Annotated in this window: 9 protein-coding genes; 6 read left to right on the forward strand and 3 right to left on the reverse strand. The window is 33.1% G+C overall.

The window, feature by feature from the left end:
- The first annotated feature begins 85 nt into the window (after window positions 1–85).
- The 6 genes from E1J38_RS14200 (at window position 86) to E1J38_RS14225 (ending at window position 11,149) form a co-directional block, all read left to right on the forward strand.
- On the forward strand, window positions 86–4,576 hold the full coding sequence (locus E1J38_RS14200) for a translocation/assembly module TamB domain-containing protein (protein WP_255449908.1): 4,491 nt from the start codon (window positions 86–88) through the stop codon (window positions 4,574–4,576).
- 154 nt (window positions 4,577–4,730) lie between these two features.
- Complete coding sequence (gene pfkA, locus E1J38_RS14205) at window positions 4,731–5,717, forward strand: 6-phosphofructokinase (protein WP_133357498.1); 987 nt, start codon at window positions 4,731–4,733, stop codon at window positions 5,715–5,717.
- A gap of 18 nt (window positions 5,718–5,735) precedes the next feature.
- Window positions 5,736–6,743 carry a type I glyceraldehyde-3-phosphate dehydrogenase gene (gene gap, locus E1J38_RS14210; RefSeq protein WP_133357497.1) on the forward strand — a complete coding sequence of 336 codons (1,008 nt, stop codon included), beginning with the start codon at window positions 5,736–5,738 and terminating at the stop codon, window positions 6,741–6,743.
- A gap of 83 nt (window positions 6,744–6,826) precedes the next feature.
- Window positions 6,827–7,687, forward strand: a complete 861-nt coding sequence (locus tag E1J38_RS14215; protein ID WP_133357496.1) for an N-acetylglucosamine kinase — start codon at window positions 6,827–6,829, stop codon at window positions 7,685–7,687.
- Window positions 7,688–7,766: 79 nt separating this feature from the next.
- Window positions 7,767–8,990: an ATP-binding cassette domain-containing protein gene (locus E1J38_RS14220; RefSeq protein WP_133357495.1), complete on the forward strand. Its 1,224-nt coding sequence runs from the start codon at window positions 7,767–7,769 to the stop codon at window positions 8,988–8,990.
- Window positions 8,991–9,040: 50 nt separating this feature from the next.
- Window positions 9,041–11,149 carry a pyrroloquinoline quinone-dependent dehydrogenase gene (locus E1J38_RS14225; protein ID WP_133357494.1) on the forward strand — a complete coding sequence of 703 codons (2,109 nt, stop codon included), beginning with the start codon at window positions 9,041–9,043 and terminating at the stop codon, window positions 11,147–11,149.
- 50 nt (window positions 11,150–11,199) lie between these two features.
- Here E1J38_RS14225 and E1J38_RS14230 read toward each other — a convergent pair whose 3' ends face one another.
- The 3 genes from E1J38_RS14230 to E1J38_RS14240 all read right to left on the reverse strand — a co-directional run bounded on the left by E1J38_RS14230 (window position 11,200) and on the right by E1J38_RS14240 (window position 17,970).
- Window positions 11,200–12,090 carry a transglutaminase family protein gene (locus E1J38_RS14230; RefSeq protein ID WP_133357493.1) on the reverse strand — a complete coding sequence of 297 codons (891 nt, stop codon included), beginning with the start codon at window positions 12,088–12,090 and terminating at the stop codon, window positions 11,200–11,202.
- The gene (locus tag E1J38_RS14235) at window positions 12,091–14,583 is read right to left on the reverse strand and encodes a circularly permuted type 2 ATP-grasp protein (RefSeq protein ID WP_255449909.1); all 2,493 of its coding nucleotides are present in this window, start codon (window positions 14,581–14,583) and stop codon (window positions 12,091–12,093) included.
- Between the two features lie 69 nt (window positions 14,584–14,652).
- Complete coding sequence (locus tag E1J38_RS14240) at window positions 14,653–17,970, reverse strand: transglutaminase family protein (RefSeq protein WP_133357491.1); 3,318 nt, start codon at window positions 17,968–17,970, stop codon at window positions 14,653–14,655.
- Window positions 17,971–18,220: the final 250 nt, after the last annotated feature.

Here is an 18,220-nt window from a genome sequence, read left to right on the forward strand (position 1 = left end):
ACAAAATTACTCATTTATTTTTTTAATGAAATGTAGAAATAGGTATTGAGTAGTTTACCTAAGACCTAAATTTCTAAATATAGAATTGCTAAGGAAATGTAGTTTATTCTTAATAATATCAATAATTTTACAGCGTATCAAAAAAGGACTCAAAATAGCATCAAAAATAGCAGGTATTTTACTGCTACTCTTCATCATTTTGGTGTTGGTACTTTCTATCCCTTCGGTTCAAACTGGTTTAGGGAATTATGCTACAAACAAGCTTAACGAAGAATTTGGAACTAATATTAATATTGAAAAAGTTGGACTTCAGTTTAACGGTGATATTGAGTTTAAAAATATTTTTATTGAAGATTATAAAAAAGATACCTTAATCAATATAGTAGAGTTAAATACCTCTGTATTAAGTTTTAGGAATTTTTTTAATAATAAAATGACATTTGGTGATATTGATGTCTTCAATTTATTTCTAAATATAAAAACCTATAAAGATACCTCTGAAACCAACCTTGATATTTTTGTTAGAAAGATTGAAGGTGAAAACCCCAAAAAAGGCGATGGTAGTTTTTTGTTGTCATCAAGTGATGTGTCTATTTATGATGGCCTTTTTAAACTCATAGACGAAAACAGAGAAACCTCTAAGCGCTTAGATTTAAGAGATTTAAATATTAATGCTACCAACTTTTTAATAAAAGGAAGTGATGTAAGTGCCAGAATAAATAAACTTTCTTTTAAGGATAGTAGAGGTCTAACCATGAAAAACATGATGACCGATTTTAAGTACACACTTACCGGCATGACTTTTAATAATCTGGATATAAAAACACCAGAGTCGGTTTTAAAAGGAAACTTGAAATTCACCTACAAAAGAGAAGATTTACTGTATTTCACAGATAAGGTTTTGGTGGACGCTAAATTTGAAAATTCAGATGTACTGCTAGATGAACTCAACATTATTTATAATGAGTTTGGGGTTAATCAACGTGCTAAGTTTAGCGTGAATATGTCTGGAACTTTAAACAATTTAACTGCCACTAATTTAAATCTTAGAACCAATACAAAAACCAGAATAATTGGGGACGTTAATTTTAAAAATTTGTTTAATAAAGAAGAGCATAATTTTTATATGAATGGGCGGTTTTCAAATGTAACCTCTACTTATAACGATTTAAAAGCCTTGTTACCCAATGTTTTAGGAGAAGCTATACCTTCATCTTTTGAGCGTTTAGGAAATTTTACCATTCAAGGTAATACACAGATAACTTCAAGGACCATTAATGCAGATGTTGAAATAGATACAGAAATAGGGTTTATTGATTCTAATTTAGAAATAACTAAGGTTGATGATATTGATAATGCTACCTATAAGGGAAAAGTAGTTTTTGAAAAGTTTGATTTTGGCGTGTTTTTAAACGACCCTAAAACAGGTGTTGGTTCACTAAATTTTGATGTTGATGGTAATGGATTTTTAACAGATAATCTAGATACTAAGGTAAAAGGAGAGATTTACGAGATTCTTTATAATGATTATAATTATAGTGGTATAAAAGTAGCTGGGAATGTAAGAAATAAGATTTTTGATGGAAACTTAATTGTAAATGACAGGAACTTGCAATTTAATTTTAATGGTCTTGTTGATTTCTCTGAAAAAGTTAAAAAATACGATTTTGAAGCAAATGTTGATTATGCTAACTTAAGAACTCTGAATTTTGTTAAAAAAGACAGTATTTCCATTTTAAAGAGTAGAGTTAAAATGAATATGAATAGTAGCAATTTAGATGACGCCTATGGAAAAATATCATTTAATAATACTACTTATACAAATGAGCATGACGCATATTATTTTGACCAGTTTGATATTTCATCAAGATTTGATGAAGGTATAAGGCAAGTTGAGTTTAAATCGCCAGATATCATAGAAGGCAACCTTAAGGGGCGTTTTGTGTTTAGAGATTTAAAAAAACTTTTTGAAAATTCTATTGGGCACATATATACTAATTATATTCCACATGATATAAGTGCTACTCAGAGTATAGATTTTAATTTTAAAATCTATAATAAAATTGCCGAAGTTATCTTTCCAGATATTGAATTAGGAAAAAACACCTACATACGAGGAAGGGTAGAGAGTGATGAAACTAAGTTTAAGTTAACATTTAAATCACCGCAAATAAAAGTTCATAATTATTTTGCAAATAATATTGAGTTACAAGTAGACAATAGTAATCCACTTTTCAATACTTATGTAGAGGTAGATAGTCTAAACACCAAGTTCTACAACGTGTCTAACTTTAATTTAATTAACGTTACGGTTAATGATACTTTATTTATGCGTTCTGAGTTTAAAGGCGGAAAACGAAATAAAGACATTTATAATTTAAGTTTTTATCATACAATTAATGAAGCTAAGGAATCTGTTGTAGGCTTTAAAAAATCAGATTTTACAATAAAGGATAGAAAATGGTTTGTAAATGAAAAAAATGATACACTCAACAAAATGTCTTTTGATAAGGCACTTACCAAGTTTAATCTAGATAACTTTAAGATTACTCATAAAAATGAAGAAATTAAACTTTCTGGGTTTTTGAAAGATTCTACCCAAAAAGATATCAAATTAAATTTTAAAAATGTAAATCTAGCTAAAATAACACCTGTAATTGATAGCCTCTCTTTAGCGGGAAAGGTTAATGGTAAGTTAGATGTTTTGCAGAAAAACGGAAGTTATTTACCAAATTCAACGATTATAATCAATGATTTTATGGTTAATAAATTTCCTTTAGGAGACTTTGATGCTAATATTACAGGAAATGAAGATTTAACAAAATATGAGGTTGATGCAACTATTAAAAATGATAAAGCAAATTCATTTGCTGCAAAAGGAGATATTAGTGTTCTTGGTAAAAACTCAACAATAAATGTAGATCTTACTTTTGATCATTTCATTTTAGAGCCACTCAATCCGTTATTGCAAGATGTGCTTTCTAATATAAGAGGTGCTGTAACAGGAGAAGCCAATATTGTAGGTAATCTTAAAAGACCAGATATTGAGGGAAAACTGAGAGTAATAAATGGTGGCTTTGGTATTCCTTATTTAAATGTTGATTATAATTTTAATAATAATGCTTCCGTATCACTTAGTAATCAAAGTTTCATTTTTAATGATATACAACTAACCGATACCAAATTTAAATCAAGAGGAATGCTTAATGGTTCTTTAAGCCATGTGAATCTATCAAAATGGCGTTTAGATTTAGATGTCGATACTAAAAATTTATTGATTTTAGATACTGAAGAATCTGAAGAGGCACTTTATTATGGTAGGGGTTTTATGGGAGGTGAAGCTAAAATTCAAGGACCCACAGAGCAATTAACAATAAGTGTTGTAGCAGAAACTAAACCAGGCACTGTTTTTAAAATTCCACTTAATGATACCGAATCTTTTGGTGATAATTCATTCATAAGAATTCTATCTAAAACCGAAAAAGAAGCAAGAGATAAAGGTAAGGAAATTGCTTTTCAAGATATTCAAGGATTAGAATTGGATTTTGAGGTAGATGTGACAGAAGATGCCGAAGTTGAAATAATTATAGATAAAAGTACAGGGCATTCCTTAAAAGGACGCGGTAGAGGTGGTATGCTTGTTGAAATAAATACTAACGGTAAGTTTAATATGTGGGGTGATTTCTCGGTATTCGAAGGAGTTTACAATTTTGCGTATGGGGGCTTAGTACAAAAGGAGTTCATAGTACAACCTGGTGGAACCATCAATTGGGAAGGAGACCCGTTAAAAGCTCAAATAGACATGTTAGCTATTTATAAAACAACCGCCAACCCATCTCCTTTATTAGATGACCCTATAAACAGAAGTATTCCAGTAGAGTTAAACATTGCGTTAACAGGTGATTTAGAGCAACCAACGCCTGCATTTAATTTTGAATTTCCTAATATTCATTCGTCTATAAAATCTGAGTTACAATATAGATTGGAATCACCAGACGATAGACAAAATCAGGCTCTGTACTTAATCTCAACGGGTTCATTTTCTAGAGGGATAAATGAACTTAATTTTTCAGGAACCATAGCAGAGAGACTTAATGGTATTATTAATGGTATTTTTTCTGGTGGTGATGGTAAACTTAGTCTTGGCGTTAATTATGAGGCAGGGCAAAACAGACCAGATTATCAAACAAATGATAGGGTAGGTGTTACGCTTCAAACCCAAATTAGCGATAGAGTACTCATAAATGGTAAAGTTGGGGTGCCAATTGGTGGAGCAGATGCTGCCAATACAGTTGTGGCTGGAGATGTACAGATAGATTTTCTTTTAAATGAAGAAGGAACACTAATAGCTAAAGTATTTAACAGAGAAAATAGTATCCGAAATTTTGGAGAAGCCATTGGTTATACGCAGGGTTTAGGGGTGTCTTACAATGTAGATTTTGACACCTTTAAAGAACTTATTCAGAGCTTGTTCAAGAAAAAAGCAGACCAATCAATCTTAGATGAACAATCAAATATTGAAGATACTAATGCTACCCCCAGCTTCATAAATCAGCGTCCATCTTCACAAAAGTAAACAGCTTTTATTTTTGTTAAAATTTCAAGCTGTTTTTATCGAAATAATAAACCATAATTTACTAAAACGTTATAGTGTTAAGTATGCATTAAAAAGCCCTAAATGCTATGATTATATTGTTTTTGTTTAGTAATTTTACCAGCAAATTTAATATATGCCTAATAAAATTAAAAAAATAGCCGTTTTAACTTCAGGGGGCGATGCTCCAGGAATGAATGCCGCGGTTCGTGCGGTGGTTAGAACATGTGCCTATCATGGTGTTGAATGTATTGGTGTATATCGAGGTTACGAAGGGTTGATTGATGGGGATTTTAAATCTATGAATGCCCGTAGTGTAAGAGGTATCATCAACAAAGGTGGAACCATTTTAAAATCTGCTCGTTCAAAAGAATTCAGAACCAAAGAAGGTAGAGAGAAAGCGTTTCAAAATATAATAAAGGAGGGCGTTGAAGGTTTAGTTGTTATTGGTGGAGATGGTTCTTTTACTGGGGCATTAGTTTTCAATCAAGAGTTTGGGTTTCCAGTAATGGGTATACCAGGAACCATTGATAATGATATTTTTGGAACTACCCACACGTTAGGTTTTGATACCGCTTTGAATACAGTAGTAGATGCCATTGATAAGATTAGAGATACAGCGAGTTCCCATAACAGATTATTTTTTATTGAGGTGATGGGACGTGATGTGGGTCATATTGCTTTAAATACTGGTATTGCTGGTGGAGCAGAAGAAATCCTCATTCCAGAAGAAGATTTAGGATTAGATAGATTGAAAGAATCTTTAAATAAGAGTAGAAAAACTGGAAAAACTTCTAGTATTGTTGTTGTTGCCGAAGGTGATAAAATTGGTAAAAATATTTTTGAGCTAAAAGAATATGTAGATGAAAATATGGAAGGGTATGATGTTCGCGTATCGGTTTTAGGCCATATGCAACGCGGAGGAGCTCCATCTTGTTTTGATAGAGTTTTAGCCAGTAGAATGGGGGTGAAAGCTGTAGAAACCTTACTAGAAGGAGAAACTAATTATATGGTAGGGTTAAAAAACAACAAAATGGAATTAACCCCATTAGATAAAGCCATTAAAGGAAAAACAAAAATAAATTTAGAATTATTACGTGTCTCAGATATCATGAGCACATAACACTAATTAATCTTAGATATGTCAAAATTAAAAATTGGAATTAACGGATTTGGTAGAATAGGTAGAATTGCTTTTAGAGTAGCAGCTTCTAGACCTAATGATATTGAAGTAGTAGGAATTAATGACTTGTTAGATGTAGAGCATTTAGCCTATTTATTAAAATATGATTCTGTTCACGGTAGATTTGATGGTACTGTGGATATTAAAGACGGAAACTTAGTTGTAAACGGAAACGAAATTAGAATTACTGCAGAGCGCAACCCTGAAGATTTAAAATGGGATGCCGTTGGCGCAGAGGTTGTTTTAGATTGTACTGGAATTTTCACAACTCTAGATAAAGCGCAAGCTCATATTACGGCTGGTGCTAAAAAAGTAGCTATTTCGGCTCCTTCTGCAGATGCTCCAATGTTTGTAATGGGAGTAAACAATGATAAAATTACAGCCGCTGATACCATTGTATCAAATGCGTCTTGTACTACTAACTGTTTAGCACCTTTAGCTAAAGTTATTAATGATAACTTCGGTATTATAGAAGGCTTAATGACTACAGTTCATGCTACAACAGCTACTCAAATGACTGTTGATGGTCCTTCAAGAAAAGACTGGAGAGGTGGTAGAAGTGCTTTAGCTAACATTATTCCTTCTTCTACAGGAGCTGCTAAAGCAGTAGGAAAAGTAATTCCTGAATTAAACGGAAAATTAACAGGTATGGCATTTAGAGTACCAACTCCAGATGTATCGGTTGTAGACTTAACTGTTAGAACAGAAAAATCAGCCTCTTGGGATGAAGTTAAAGCTGCCTTAAAAGCGGCTTCTGAAAACGAATTAGCAGGTGTATTTGGTTATACTGAAGAAGCTGTGGTATCTCAGGATTTTGTTTCAGAACCTTTAACTAGTGTATTTGATGCTGGTGCAAGTATCGCATTAAACGATAACTTCTTTAAGTTAGTGTCTTGGTACGATAATGAATTTGGTTATTCAACTAAATTAGTTGATTTAGCTCAATACATTGCATCTGTAAAATAATATAACTTATAATTTACAACACTCCACAGTGTGTTAAGTGTACATGCATTTAATTACTGTGGAGTTTTTTTATCTTTGAACTTATGATATTAATTGTTGATAGTGGTTCTACCAAATCAGATTGGTTAGCCGTAGATAAAGATGGTAACAAAATAATGGAAAAGATTAGAACCAAAGGTCTTAATCCAGCCATTTTAACTGAAAAGAAGCTTTATAAAACCATCAAGGAAAGTGATTCCTTAATTGATAATAAAGATATTGTCTCTCATGTGTTCTTTTATGGTGCAGGTTGTGGTACAGAGAACCCAAGAAAAATGTTAAAAGGTGTATTAGAGGATATTTTTTCTAAGGCTCAAGTTTCTGTCAACGAAGATACCTTGGCAGCCGTATATTCAACAATTAATCATCCCAAAGAAGCTGCTGTAGTTTGTATCATGGGAACAGGTTCTAACTGTAGTTATTATGATGGTGAAAAACTTCATCAACGTGTACTTTCATTGGGGTATACGCTTATGGATGATGCTTCTGGTAATTACTACGGAAAACAATTAATTAGGGATTATTATTTTAATCACATGCCAGAAAATGTTAAAGTGGCATTTGGAGCTAAATATAATTTAGAATCAGATTTTATTAAGTATAATCTTTACAAACAACCCAACCCCAATGCTTATTTAGCAAGTTTTGCTGAGTTTATGTTTTTACATAAAGATTCTGAATATACAATCAATCTTATAAAAAACGGTATCAGATTATTTGCTAAAAATATGATAATGCAATTTAAGGAAGAGTTAAAAACGGTTCCTGTTCATTTTGCAGGGTCTATAGCCTTCTTTTCTCAAAATGAAATAAGAGAAGTTGCAGACGAAATGGGCTTCAAAGTAGGGAACTTTGTAAGAAGACCTATTGATGGGTTGGTTCCTTTTCACATAAGTAACTTGTAATATAATTAGGTTTTTATAAAATACAGAAGAGAGGGTTTATCCCTCTTTTTTTATATTTAGACAAAAAATCGACTATAAATTGAAAAAGCACATTGCCATTTATGTTTCCAATAAAGATGATAAAAAATCATTAATTAAAAATATTTTATCTGGAAACCTTATTGAAAGTTTAAATGGTTTAAATGGGGCACTTTTTTCTGAAATAACCATTAATAAGTTTATTGAAGAAGAAAAGCGTCATGGACGTTTTGATATTGCCACAAAGAACAAACATAGCTTAATGAAATCTTCTGAGGGAGAACGAAAAAAAGCATTGCTTAAGCATTTAATAGCCAGCAAACCTGAATATTTGGTAGCAGATAATGTATTCGGAAATTTAGATGTTCAATCTCAAGAGGAAATAGCGCTTACACTTGAAGAGCTGAGTAAATCAATTCCTGTTATTCAAATTTCTAATAGAAAGAAAGATGTGCTTCCTTTTATTAGTAAAGTATATAGATTTGAAGGCAAACAGATTATCCCATTTGAAAATTTTGACAATCCAACGCCAAAATTAAAACACTATTTCATTCAAGATTTACCAAAGCCCCTTGAGCAAGTTTCAGTTGAAAGTCCTTCTTTGGTAAAGTTTCAAAACGTATCAGTTTCTTATCTAGAAAAACCAATAATAAAAAATATTTGTTGGGAGATTAAAACTGGAGAATTTTGGCATTTAATTGGGCCAAATGGTTCCGGTAAGAGTACCATTCTATCATTAATTTCAGGTGATAACCCTAAAGCTTTTAATCAGGATATATATCTTTTCGGGATTAAAAAAGGTAGTGGAGAAAGTGTTTGGGATATTAAGAAAAAAATAGGGTATTTCACTTCAGAAATGTTGCAAGGTTTCAAACGATCAGATACTATTGAAAGAATGATAATTTCTGGATTTTATGATTCTGTTGGTCTTTACAAATACCCCAATGAAGGTCAAATTTTAAAAGCACATGAATGGCTGAAATTATTAAATATGTTCGATATTAAAAATCAAAATTTCCAAACACTTTCTCAAGGACACAAGCGCTTGGTTTTAATTGTTCGAGCTATGGTAAAACATCCACCATTGCTTATTTTAGATGAACCTACCAATGGATTAGATGATTTAGATACCATTATATTTTCTGAGTTGATTAATAAAATTTCCAAAGAGAGTCATACGGCTATTTTGTATGTTTCACATCGTCATGAAATTGGGCTAGCACCAGACTATATTTATGAGCTTATTCCTAATGATAAAGGTTCTATAGGAAGAGTTCTGAAATAAAAGTTTGGGATTCACTATATTTAGAGTATAAAACACTTGAAAACCAACCTATGCGCAGTGCTTTTTACTTAGCTGCTTTTTTAGCTTTCCTTCTTATTTTTAACTGTCAACAAAATTCTAGTTATAAGCCTAAAGATTATTCAACTTGGAGATCATACCAAGGTGGACCAGATAGAAATCAGTATTCTACATTATCAGAAATCACATTAGATAATGTTACTAAGTTAAAAGTAGCTTGGACCTACGAGTCACCAGATTATGGACAAATGCAAATGAATCCCATTGTCATTGATACTATTCTGTATGGTGTTACTTCAAGACTTAGAGCCATTGCTTTGCACTCTGCAACAGGAAAGGAAATTTGGAGATTTGGTGATTCGTTAAATTTAAGAGCCTCAACCAGCAGAGGAGTTTCTTATTGGGAGAAAGGATATGATAAACGCATATTATATACTTCTGGACCGTATTTATATGCACTTGATGCCTTAACAGGAAGGTCTATTGAAAGCTTTGGCGATAACGGAAAAGTAAACCTAAGTAGTGGTTTAGGTGAAATTACCACGGGTAGTTTTCTTGTCTCCAATACACCAGGTACCGTATACAAGGATATTATTGTCATGCCTATTCGTGTTCCTGAAGATATTGGGGCTCTGCCAGGAAATATTATGGCGTTTAATATTATTACAGGTAAGTTGGAATGGGTTTTTAATACAATTCCACTTCCATACCAAGAAGGTATTGAAACTTGGGAAGACAAAAATCCCCATTCAAACCCTTTGATTGGCGCAGGTAATAATTGGAGCGGTATGGCTTTAGATGAAAAACGCGGTATTATTTACATTCCAACAGGTTCGGCTTCCCCTGATTTTTATGGCGGTGTTCGCAAAGGAGACAATTTATTTACAGATTGCCTGCTAGCTTTGGATGTTAATACTGGAAAGAGACTTTGGCATTTTCAAATGGTACATCATGATTTATGGGATAGAGATCCTCCAACACCACCCAATTTAATTACGATTACTAGAGAAGGTAAAAAGATACCCGCAGTTTCTCAATCAACAAAACAGGGATATGTTTATGTCTTTAATCGAGTTACTGGAGAGCCTCTATTTGATATTGAAGAAATACCAGTGCCTGTTTCAACTTTAGATGGTGAAGAGGCCTCAAAAACACAACCCATTCCTGTAAAGCCAAAACCTTTTGCAAGACAGTCAACGGAACTAACAGATGAAGATATAAGTCCGTATGCCGATAACAGAGAAGAACTTTTAGAGCTTTTGAAACATTCGGATAGAAGATTATATGCGCCACCGAGTTTAGACCCCATGATTCTGTTCCCTGGATTGGATGGTGCTGCAGAGTGGGGCGGAACTGCTGCAGATCCCGAAGAAGGTGTTATTTACATAAACTCTCAAGAAGCACCATGGGTTATTCAAATGAAGGAGAATGATAACTCAGTGAAAAACTTTCCCTTAGGGAAACAAACCTATATGCAATACTGTGTTACTTGTCATCAAGAAGATAAAAGCGGGGTGGTTCAAAGTGGTTATCCCTCTTTAATAAATTTAAAAAGTAAAACATCAAAAAACGAAGTAGCTCAGTTAATAAAAACAGGTAAGGGTATGATGACCGGATTTCCTCATATTCCAGCCAAAGAAAAGGAAGCTTTAATGCATTTCTTGTTTAATGAACCAGATACTATTATGCCTAAGAATCCAAAAATTACGTATCCTTTGGCTTATAAATACGCTGGTTATAAGCGTTTTTTAGATAGCAAGGGAAGACCTGCTATTTCACCACCTTGGGGCACTATGCACTCCATAGACTTAAATACAGGTAATTTCAAATGGTCAATTGTATTAGGAGATACACCAGAACTAAAGGCAAAAGGATATCCACAAACGGGATGTGAGAATTATGGAGGCCCCATAGTTACTCAAAACGGGTTACTCTTTATTGGAGCGACAAAGGATGGCTATTTCAGGGCATTTAATAAGTTTACAGGTGAATTGTTGTGGGAGTACAAATTACCCGCAGCTGCTTTTGCTACCCCGGCTATGTATCAAGTTAATGGCAAGCAGTATATAGCAATAGCCTGTGGAGGCGAAAAACTAGGAACACCAATTGGTAATAAAATAGTAGCATTTTCATTAAATTAAATCAGTTAACAAACAATAAAACGGGTAGAAATATTACTAACGATGAGATATTAAATCACAGGTCTTATATCTACAGCTACTTTCATCTTATTTTTCCCCGTACTGTAAATAACACCTTTTAATGGCGGAACATCATAATAATCTCTACCATGAGAAATTATTATGTGTTGATTTGAAGGTATCTGGTTATTAGTTGGGTCAAAATCCACCCATCCAAAATAGGGTATAAACATAGAAAACCAAGCATGAGAAGCATCTGTACCAATAAGTTTTTCTTTACCAGGCGGTGGTAGTGTTTCAATATAACCACTTACATAACGGGCAGGTAAACCAACAGAGCGCACACAGGCAATGGCTATTTGCGCAAAGTCTTGGCAAACGCCTTTTTTAAGTTTCATAACATCATGAATGGGTGTGGCTACATTTGTAACTTCAGCATTAAATTCAAAATCGGTATAAATACGCTGCATTAATTCAAACGCCGCTTCAAAAATTGATCTATTTGGTTGAAAAGAAACTTCAGCATAAGCTTTGATATTTGATGTAATATTAGCAACCAAAACAGATTCTAAGCAAAACTGTTTTACATGAAGTATTTCAGTTGAATTACTTTTTAATTCCAACAAGGCTTGTTGCAAAGTAATTTGTTGAGCAGCTGGGTTATTATAAATACTGGATACTGTACTAACCTCTTTTAAAATTTTACTACTGGCGATTACCTTTAATTTTGAATGTTGTTTTTGAATAGAAAATCTTGTGACAGTGTTTCCAAAAAAATCAATTTTCTCTGAAATTTCTTCGGGAATAGGTGTAATGTCTAAATGATAATCTAATAATGTTTGACCTGCAACTTCCTTAGGCTTAAGAGTGGCTATATTATGACAAAATGATACACCATGCTCGTAATTATAGGTAGTAGTATGTGAAACTTGATAAATCATTTATGCCAATGGAAAGTTTTGATTAACCAATTGTTTTTGTTGGTAGGCATGATTAAAATAAGTATCAGAAAGAGTAATACTACTTTTGTGTAATAAATTGCTAAGTTCCGATAAGACATCATCAAGATTTTGACGTAGAGTTTTTGTATTGTTTAGCTCTAGTAAATTAGTAATATCTAGGTTTTCTATAATTTTTATAGACTCAGAAATATGTAAACTATAATAGTTATTCCCTGAATTAGTTTCAGATTGTGGAAGTTTACGTATGTCTTTTTGAATACGTTTAAATTGGTAATGGAGTGATTTTGCGTATTCTGTATCAAGCATAACTAAACGAATAACGTTTTCTACACTTAAATAAGAGCGATAACTGTACCTGTAAATATTTAGACTTTCATGACTTGTTAAAAACGATTCCAGAATTTCATATTGCAATTGCTCAGAGTAATTAAAAACCAACAGAGCTCTTAGTTTTGCAATATGCATCATAGCTTGTTCTGTTTGTAAACCAATAAAGTATAATAAAAGCCCTTGACTTACTAATATACTCTCTTCTATAAGCCCCATAAAAGCTATAAGCCTTGTTATGATACGATCTAATAATTTGGAAAGTTCAGAAATAGAATGTGTTTCGTTCTCTTTAAATTTATTCCATAATTTCTTTATGCTATCAAAAACACGCCACATGTCTCTAGACCATAAGTTACGTAATGAATAGTAAGCGTGGTTAAAACTAGAAAGTGTTTGTGCAAAACTACCTATACGGTTTTCATCTAAGAGCAAAGACAAAATTTCTTTTAGTGGGTCTTGTAACGTTTTTTCAGAATTTTTACCTACAAATCCTGGAAATGTTGAAGTAATATTAGTTACAGATTTATATAGATAAACTAAACTGCGTGATTCTGAATTTTGATTGTTATATTGTTCATTATTCATTCGGTTTAAAACCATCCGTAGGTAACGAGCAGTTGTAAGTGCTCTACCTAAATATCTTCCAGACCAATATAAGTTTTCGGCTGTGTTACTTGGTAAATCATTTACATTTGACAGCGATATTTTATTATTATTGTTCCAGGAATAACTCTGAATACTGTTTTGAAATTCATCTGAGATAATCCAAAAATCTTTACTTATGCCACCACGTTGATTAGATACAAACAGGTTTTCTCTTTCTGCAGCTACCCTTACCAAACCACCTGGCATAACGTTGTATGAGTGCTTATTTGCAATAGCAAATGTTCTACACATAACCTTTCTGGGTTCTAAAGTACCATTAAAAAAATCTGGAGCTGTAGAAAACGAAATTTTTTCTTGTGCTACAAACTTATAGGGGTTTAATAGTATTTCAGCTCTTAAATTATTGAGAGACAAATCATCTAAAAATTCACAAAAATGAAGGTATTCTCTATTGGAGCGGTCAATGTTTTTTATTACAAATTCTCGCATATTATTGAGCACATAGTTACGTTCTCTTTCTTGTCCGCACCACCAAGAAGCAATTTGTGGTAATATCAAATCTTCATTAAAGAAGTAATTGCAAATGCCATTCATAAAAGGTATTAAACCAGAGTTTTCTAGTACGCCAGCGCCAATAGGGTTAACAATAACAACTTGATTATTTCTTACTACTTCTAGTAAACCTGCAACTCCTAAATAGGAATCTTCTCTTAATTCTAGAGGATCCATAAAGGCATCGTCAACACGTTTTATAATAACATCAACTTGCTTAAGCGCTTTTAGGGTTTTCATCCATACTTTTCCGTTTCTAACTACAAGGTCATTTCCGGTAACTAATGGATATCCCAGAAAAGATGCCATATAGGCATGGTCAAAATATGTTTCGTTTAAGGGGCCCGGTGTTAAAATAACAATATTGGGGTTTGTTACGTTATTTGGCGCCGAATCAATTAACATTTGATTAAACTCATCAAAAAATTGTGTGGGTTGTTTAACATTGATGTCTTTGAACAGATCAGGCATCATTCTGCTAAGTGAATACCTGTTTTCTAAGGCATATCCCATTCCAGAAGGAGCTTGAGTTCTATCATTAACTACCCACATACGTCCGTCGGGTCCACGTGCTAAGTCAGCAGAATATATTAATAAATGTTTTGATGTATTATACTGAATTTGATCACATTGTCTTAAAAAACCTCTATGTCCATAAATAACTTCGGGAGGAACAATGCCACTAGAGACAAGTTCTCTTTTACCATAAACATCTTTTAAAACAAGATTTAGTAATTCAGATCTTTGAGTAATACCACGTTCTATAGTTGCCCATTCATTTTGGTGAATTAAAAAAGGTACGATGTTTAATCGCCAAGAGCGATGCATTCCTTTAGGGTCGTTATACACATTATATGTAACCCCATTTTCTTCTAAAAGCCAATTTATTTCGTTTTGCTTCTCTATTAATATCTGGTTTCCGTATTGGGTTAAATTTTTTAGTAATTTTTCCCAATTAGGATTAATAGATAAATCAGATTTCAAAACTTCATCGTAATTTTTGAAATCGGAAAAATAATTTTGAAATAGTATGTTGGAATGCATTGGCATTGTCTACTTCTTTCTTAAATCTAAAGTAATAGGAAATTCATTATTAATCTTCAATTCTTTGTATTTAAATTGCTTTGGATTAATTTGTTTTTTAATGTTTTTAAATTCCTCTTTACTTATCATGTCATTTTTATCTGGGGCAATATCACCTTGTGTATGATTAAAATTCCAAAAACGATTTATTCTTCTGGATTCGGCCTCTAAACTATTAATAGGAAAGGACTCATATGAACGTCCTCCCGGATGTGCTACAAAATAAGTACATCCTCCAATAGAGCACCTGTTCCAAGTATCAACAACATCAAAAACTAAAGGCGCATCTACGCCTATTGTAGGATGCAAAGCAGAATAAGGGTTCCAGGCTTTATAACGGATACCGGCAACAAATTCACCTTTAACATCGGTTGGTTTTAAAGGTATTTTTACACCATTACAAGTTACAATATATCTTTCGTTAGTAAAATTAGAAACTTTAATTTGAATGCGTTCCAGAGATGAATCTACATATCTGGCAGTACCACCACCGCTCATTTCTTCACCTAAAACATTCCAAGGTTCTATAGCTGCGCGCAGTTCTATATGAATATCATTTATAGTGACCATACCGTGTAGTGGAAACCTGAATTCGAAAAATGGATTAAACCAGTCTTCTTTGAAAGGGTACCCTGCTTTATTAAGTTTGTTTACAACATCATTTATGTCTTTTCTAACAAAGTGTTCTATTAAAAATTTATCATGTAACTCTGTTCCCCAACGCACTAAATCATGTTCGTAAGGCTTTTTCCAAAACCAAGCTACAAGTGTACGGACTAGTAAATTTTGCATTAAACTCATTTGAGCATGCGGTGGCATATCAAAAGCACGTAATTCTAGAATTCCCAGTCTGCCTGAAGCGGAATCTGGTGAGTATAACTTGTCTATACAGAATTCAGCTCTATGAGTGTTTCCTGTTAAATCGGTTAATAAATGTCTAAATAACCTATCAGTTAACCAAAAAGGTACCTCACCATTCTTTGGTATTTTGCTAAAGGCTATTTCTAGTTCGTAAAGGTTTTCCATACGAGCTTCGTCTATTCGAGGGGCTTGACTTGTGGCTCCTACAAAAGCTCCTGAAAAGAGGTATGATAACCCCGGATGATGTTGCCAAAACGTTAGTAAACTACGCAATAAACTTGGTTTTCTAAGAAGCGGGCTATCAGCAGGAGTAATACCTCCAATAGTAACATGATTCCCGCCACCAGTACCTGTATGTTTACCATCAATCATAAATTTTTCAGTACCTAAACGTGATAACTTAGCATGTTTATAGAGTGCTAAGGTGTTATAGGTTAATTCACTCCAGTTCTCTGTAGGTTGAACATTAACTTCAATTACACCAGGGTCTGGAGTAATTTTTAGTGATTGTAAGCGATTATCAAAAGGTGGATTGTAGCCTTCAAAAACAACAGGAATATCTAAAGCTTTTGAAGTAGCCTCAATAGCAGTTACCAAATCTAAGTAATATTCTATAGCATCTAATGGCGGTAAAAAGATATGAAGTTTATCATCCCTAATTTCAATGCACAAGGCGGTACGTATAAAATAATTAACTTTTGAAGGTTTTTTTTGCTGTGTAAAACGTTTTTCAACTGTTTCAAAATAGGTTGGTAATTTGTCTTGTTTCGAAAATTGATCTGGTTGATAAACGGGGAATTCTTTCTGTTTAGGCTTTTGAATTAGTGAATTTAGAGGTAATCGTAAACCAACAGGGGAGTTCCCTGGTAATAGAAACAAATGTTCTCTTCTAAATGTCCATTCACAACTATGCCATGTACCTTTAGAGTTGTTAAGTGGCAACACATAACCTACAGGTTTTGTGGTCCCTTCTTTTAAAATATTTTTAAGTTTGTCTTTTACCAATAAGTTACCATCTTCCTTTGTGGGGTCTATATCAATAGGCATTTGACCTTCTTGCCACAAGAAGTAAAAGCTATCCTCATAGGTGGGTTTTATATATTTTTCTGAAACACCTAAATATTTGGTTAATGTTTTAAGAAACTTTTTATCAGCATCTTTTGGTAATTTTTTAGCTTCCGAAAAAAGCGATAGCAGCTTTTTGTTTTGCCAAATAGGCTTACCATCTTTTCGCCAACAAATCTCAATAGACCAACGGGGTAGTGGTTCACCAGGATACCATTTACCTTGTGCTTGATGCAAAACACCACCTTTGCCAAATTCATCATATAATCTAGCTGAAAAATTTTTAGCAAGCTCTCGTTTGTGAGGGCCATCGGCATCTGTATTCCATTGTGCAGACTCCATATCATCAATAGATACAAACGTAGGTTCACCTCCCATGGTTAATCTTACATCGCCTTTTTCTAATTCTTCATCAACTTTAAAACCAAGATTGTAAATAGCGTTCCACTGTTCTTCGGTATAGGGTTTGGTAACTCTTGGCGATTCAAAAATGCGCTTTACTGTATTTTCATAGAAGAATTCTGTTTCGCAAATATCAGTCATTCCGGTTACAGGCGCAGCACTTTCAAAGGATGGTGTACAAGCTAATGGAATATGGCCTTCACCAGCCAAAAGTCCAGAGGTGGCATCAAAACCAATCCATCCAGCTCCTGGAACGTAAACTTCAGCCCAAGCATGTAAATCTGTAAAATCTTCTTCAGGACCTGATGGACCATCTAACGATTTTTCATCAGATTTTAATTGCACCAAATAGCCAGAAACAAATCTTGCTCCAAATCCTAAATGCCTCATTACTTGTACAAATAACCAAGCGTAATCTCTACAAGATCCAACTTTAGAACTGAGTGTTTCTTCACAGGTTTGAACGCCTGGGTCTAAACGAATACTGTAATTTAAGAATTCATTTATTTTTCGATTAATGTCTATTAGGAAAAAAATAGTTTTTCTAGGAGAAAGATCAACAGTTTTTAGAAATGCTTTTAAAAGAGGTCCGTGGTCTGTTATTTCTAAATATGGTAACAGTTCTTTTTTTACAGTATCTGTGTACTGAAACGGAAAATCTTCGGCGTATTTTTCAACAAAAAAATCAAACGGATTAATAGTTTTTAAATCGGCTATAATTTCAACATCAACACTAAGCTCTTTCGTTTTTTCAGGAAATGTTAATCGTGCCAAATAGTTTCCAAAAGGGTCTTGCTGCCAATTAAAAAAATGATTTTCTGGCTTTATTTTAATTGAGTAGGCTTCAATGGGAGTTCTGCTGTGGGGAGCAGGTCTTAATCTAAATATATGAGGAGATAGAGAAACAAGTCTATCATACTTGTATTTTGTTTTATGAGAAATAACAATTTTCAATGCCATATAACGGGTTGTTTTTTAACCTATTTTTTATTTGAAAAGTACTAATAATAAACTGTTAAGACTAAATTGAATAGTATTATTCTCATCAAAATTTTAATAATTATGATTTTGCAAATAAACAGAAACCTTGAATATGAAATTATTAAATATTAGATTTTATATTTAAAACTTACCAACATTTTTCAATAGAAAATATGAATATGCCTTATTGATTATAGACTTGATTTTCTTGCTCCGCAACCCTAATAAA

Source organism: Seonamhaeicola sediminis, from assembly GCF_004358095.2.
Lineage (GTDB): Bacteria > Bacteroidota > Bacteroidia > Flavobacteriales > Flavobacteriaceae > Seonamhaeicola > Seonamhaeicola sediminis.

What these genes read in the sequence shown, in the direction of transcription:
- E1J38_RS14230 (WP_133357493.1), bottom strand. Translation starts at nt 12,090, where the DNA reads ATGATTTATCAAGTTTCACATACTACTACCTATAATTACGAGCATGGT.
- E1J38_RS14240 (WP_133357491.1), bottom strand. Translation starts at nt 17,970, where the DNA reads ATGGCATTGAAAATTGTTATTTCTCATAAAACAAAATACAAGTATGAT.
- E1J38_RS14225 (WP_133357494.1), top strand. Translation starts at nt 9,041, where the DNA reads ATGCGCAGTGCTTTTTACTTAGCTGCTTTTTTAGCTTTCCTTCTTATT.
- pfkA (WP_133357498.1), top strand. Translation starts at nt 4,731, where the DNA reads ATGCCTAATAAAATTAAAAAAATAGCCGTTTTAACTTCAGGGGGCGAT.
- E1J38_RS14215 (WP_133357496.1), top strand. Translation starts at nt 6,827, where the DNA reads ATGATATTAATTGTTGATAGTGGTTCTACCAAATCAGATTGGTTAGCC.
- gap (WP_133357497.1), top strand. Translation starts at nt 5,736, where the DNA reads ATGTCAAAATTAAAAATTGGAATTAACGGATTTGGTAGAATAGGTAGA.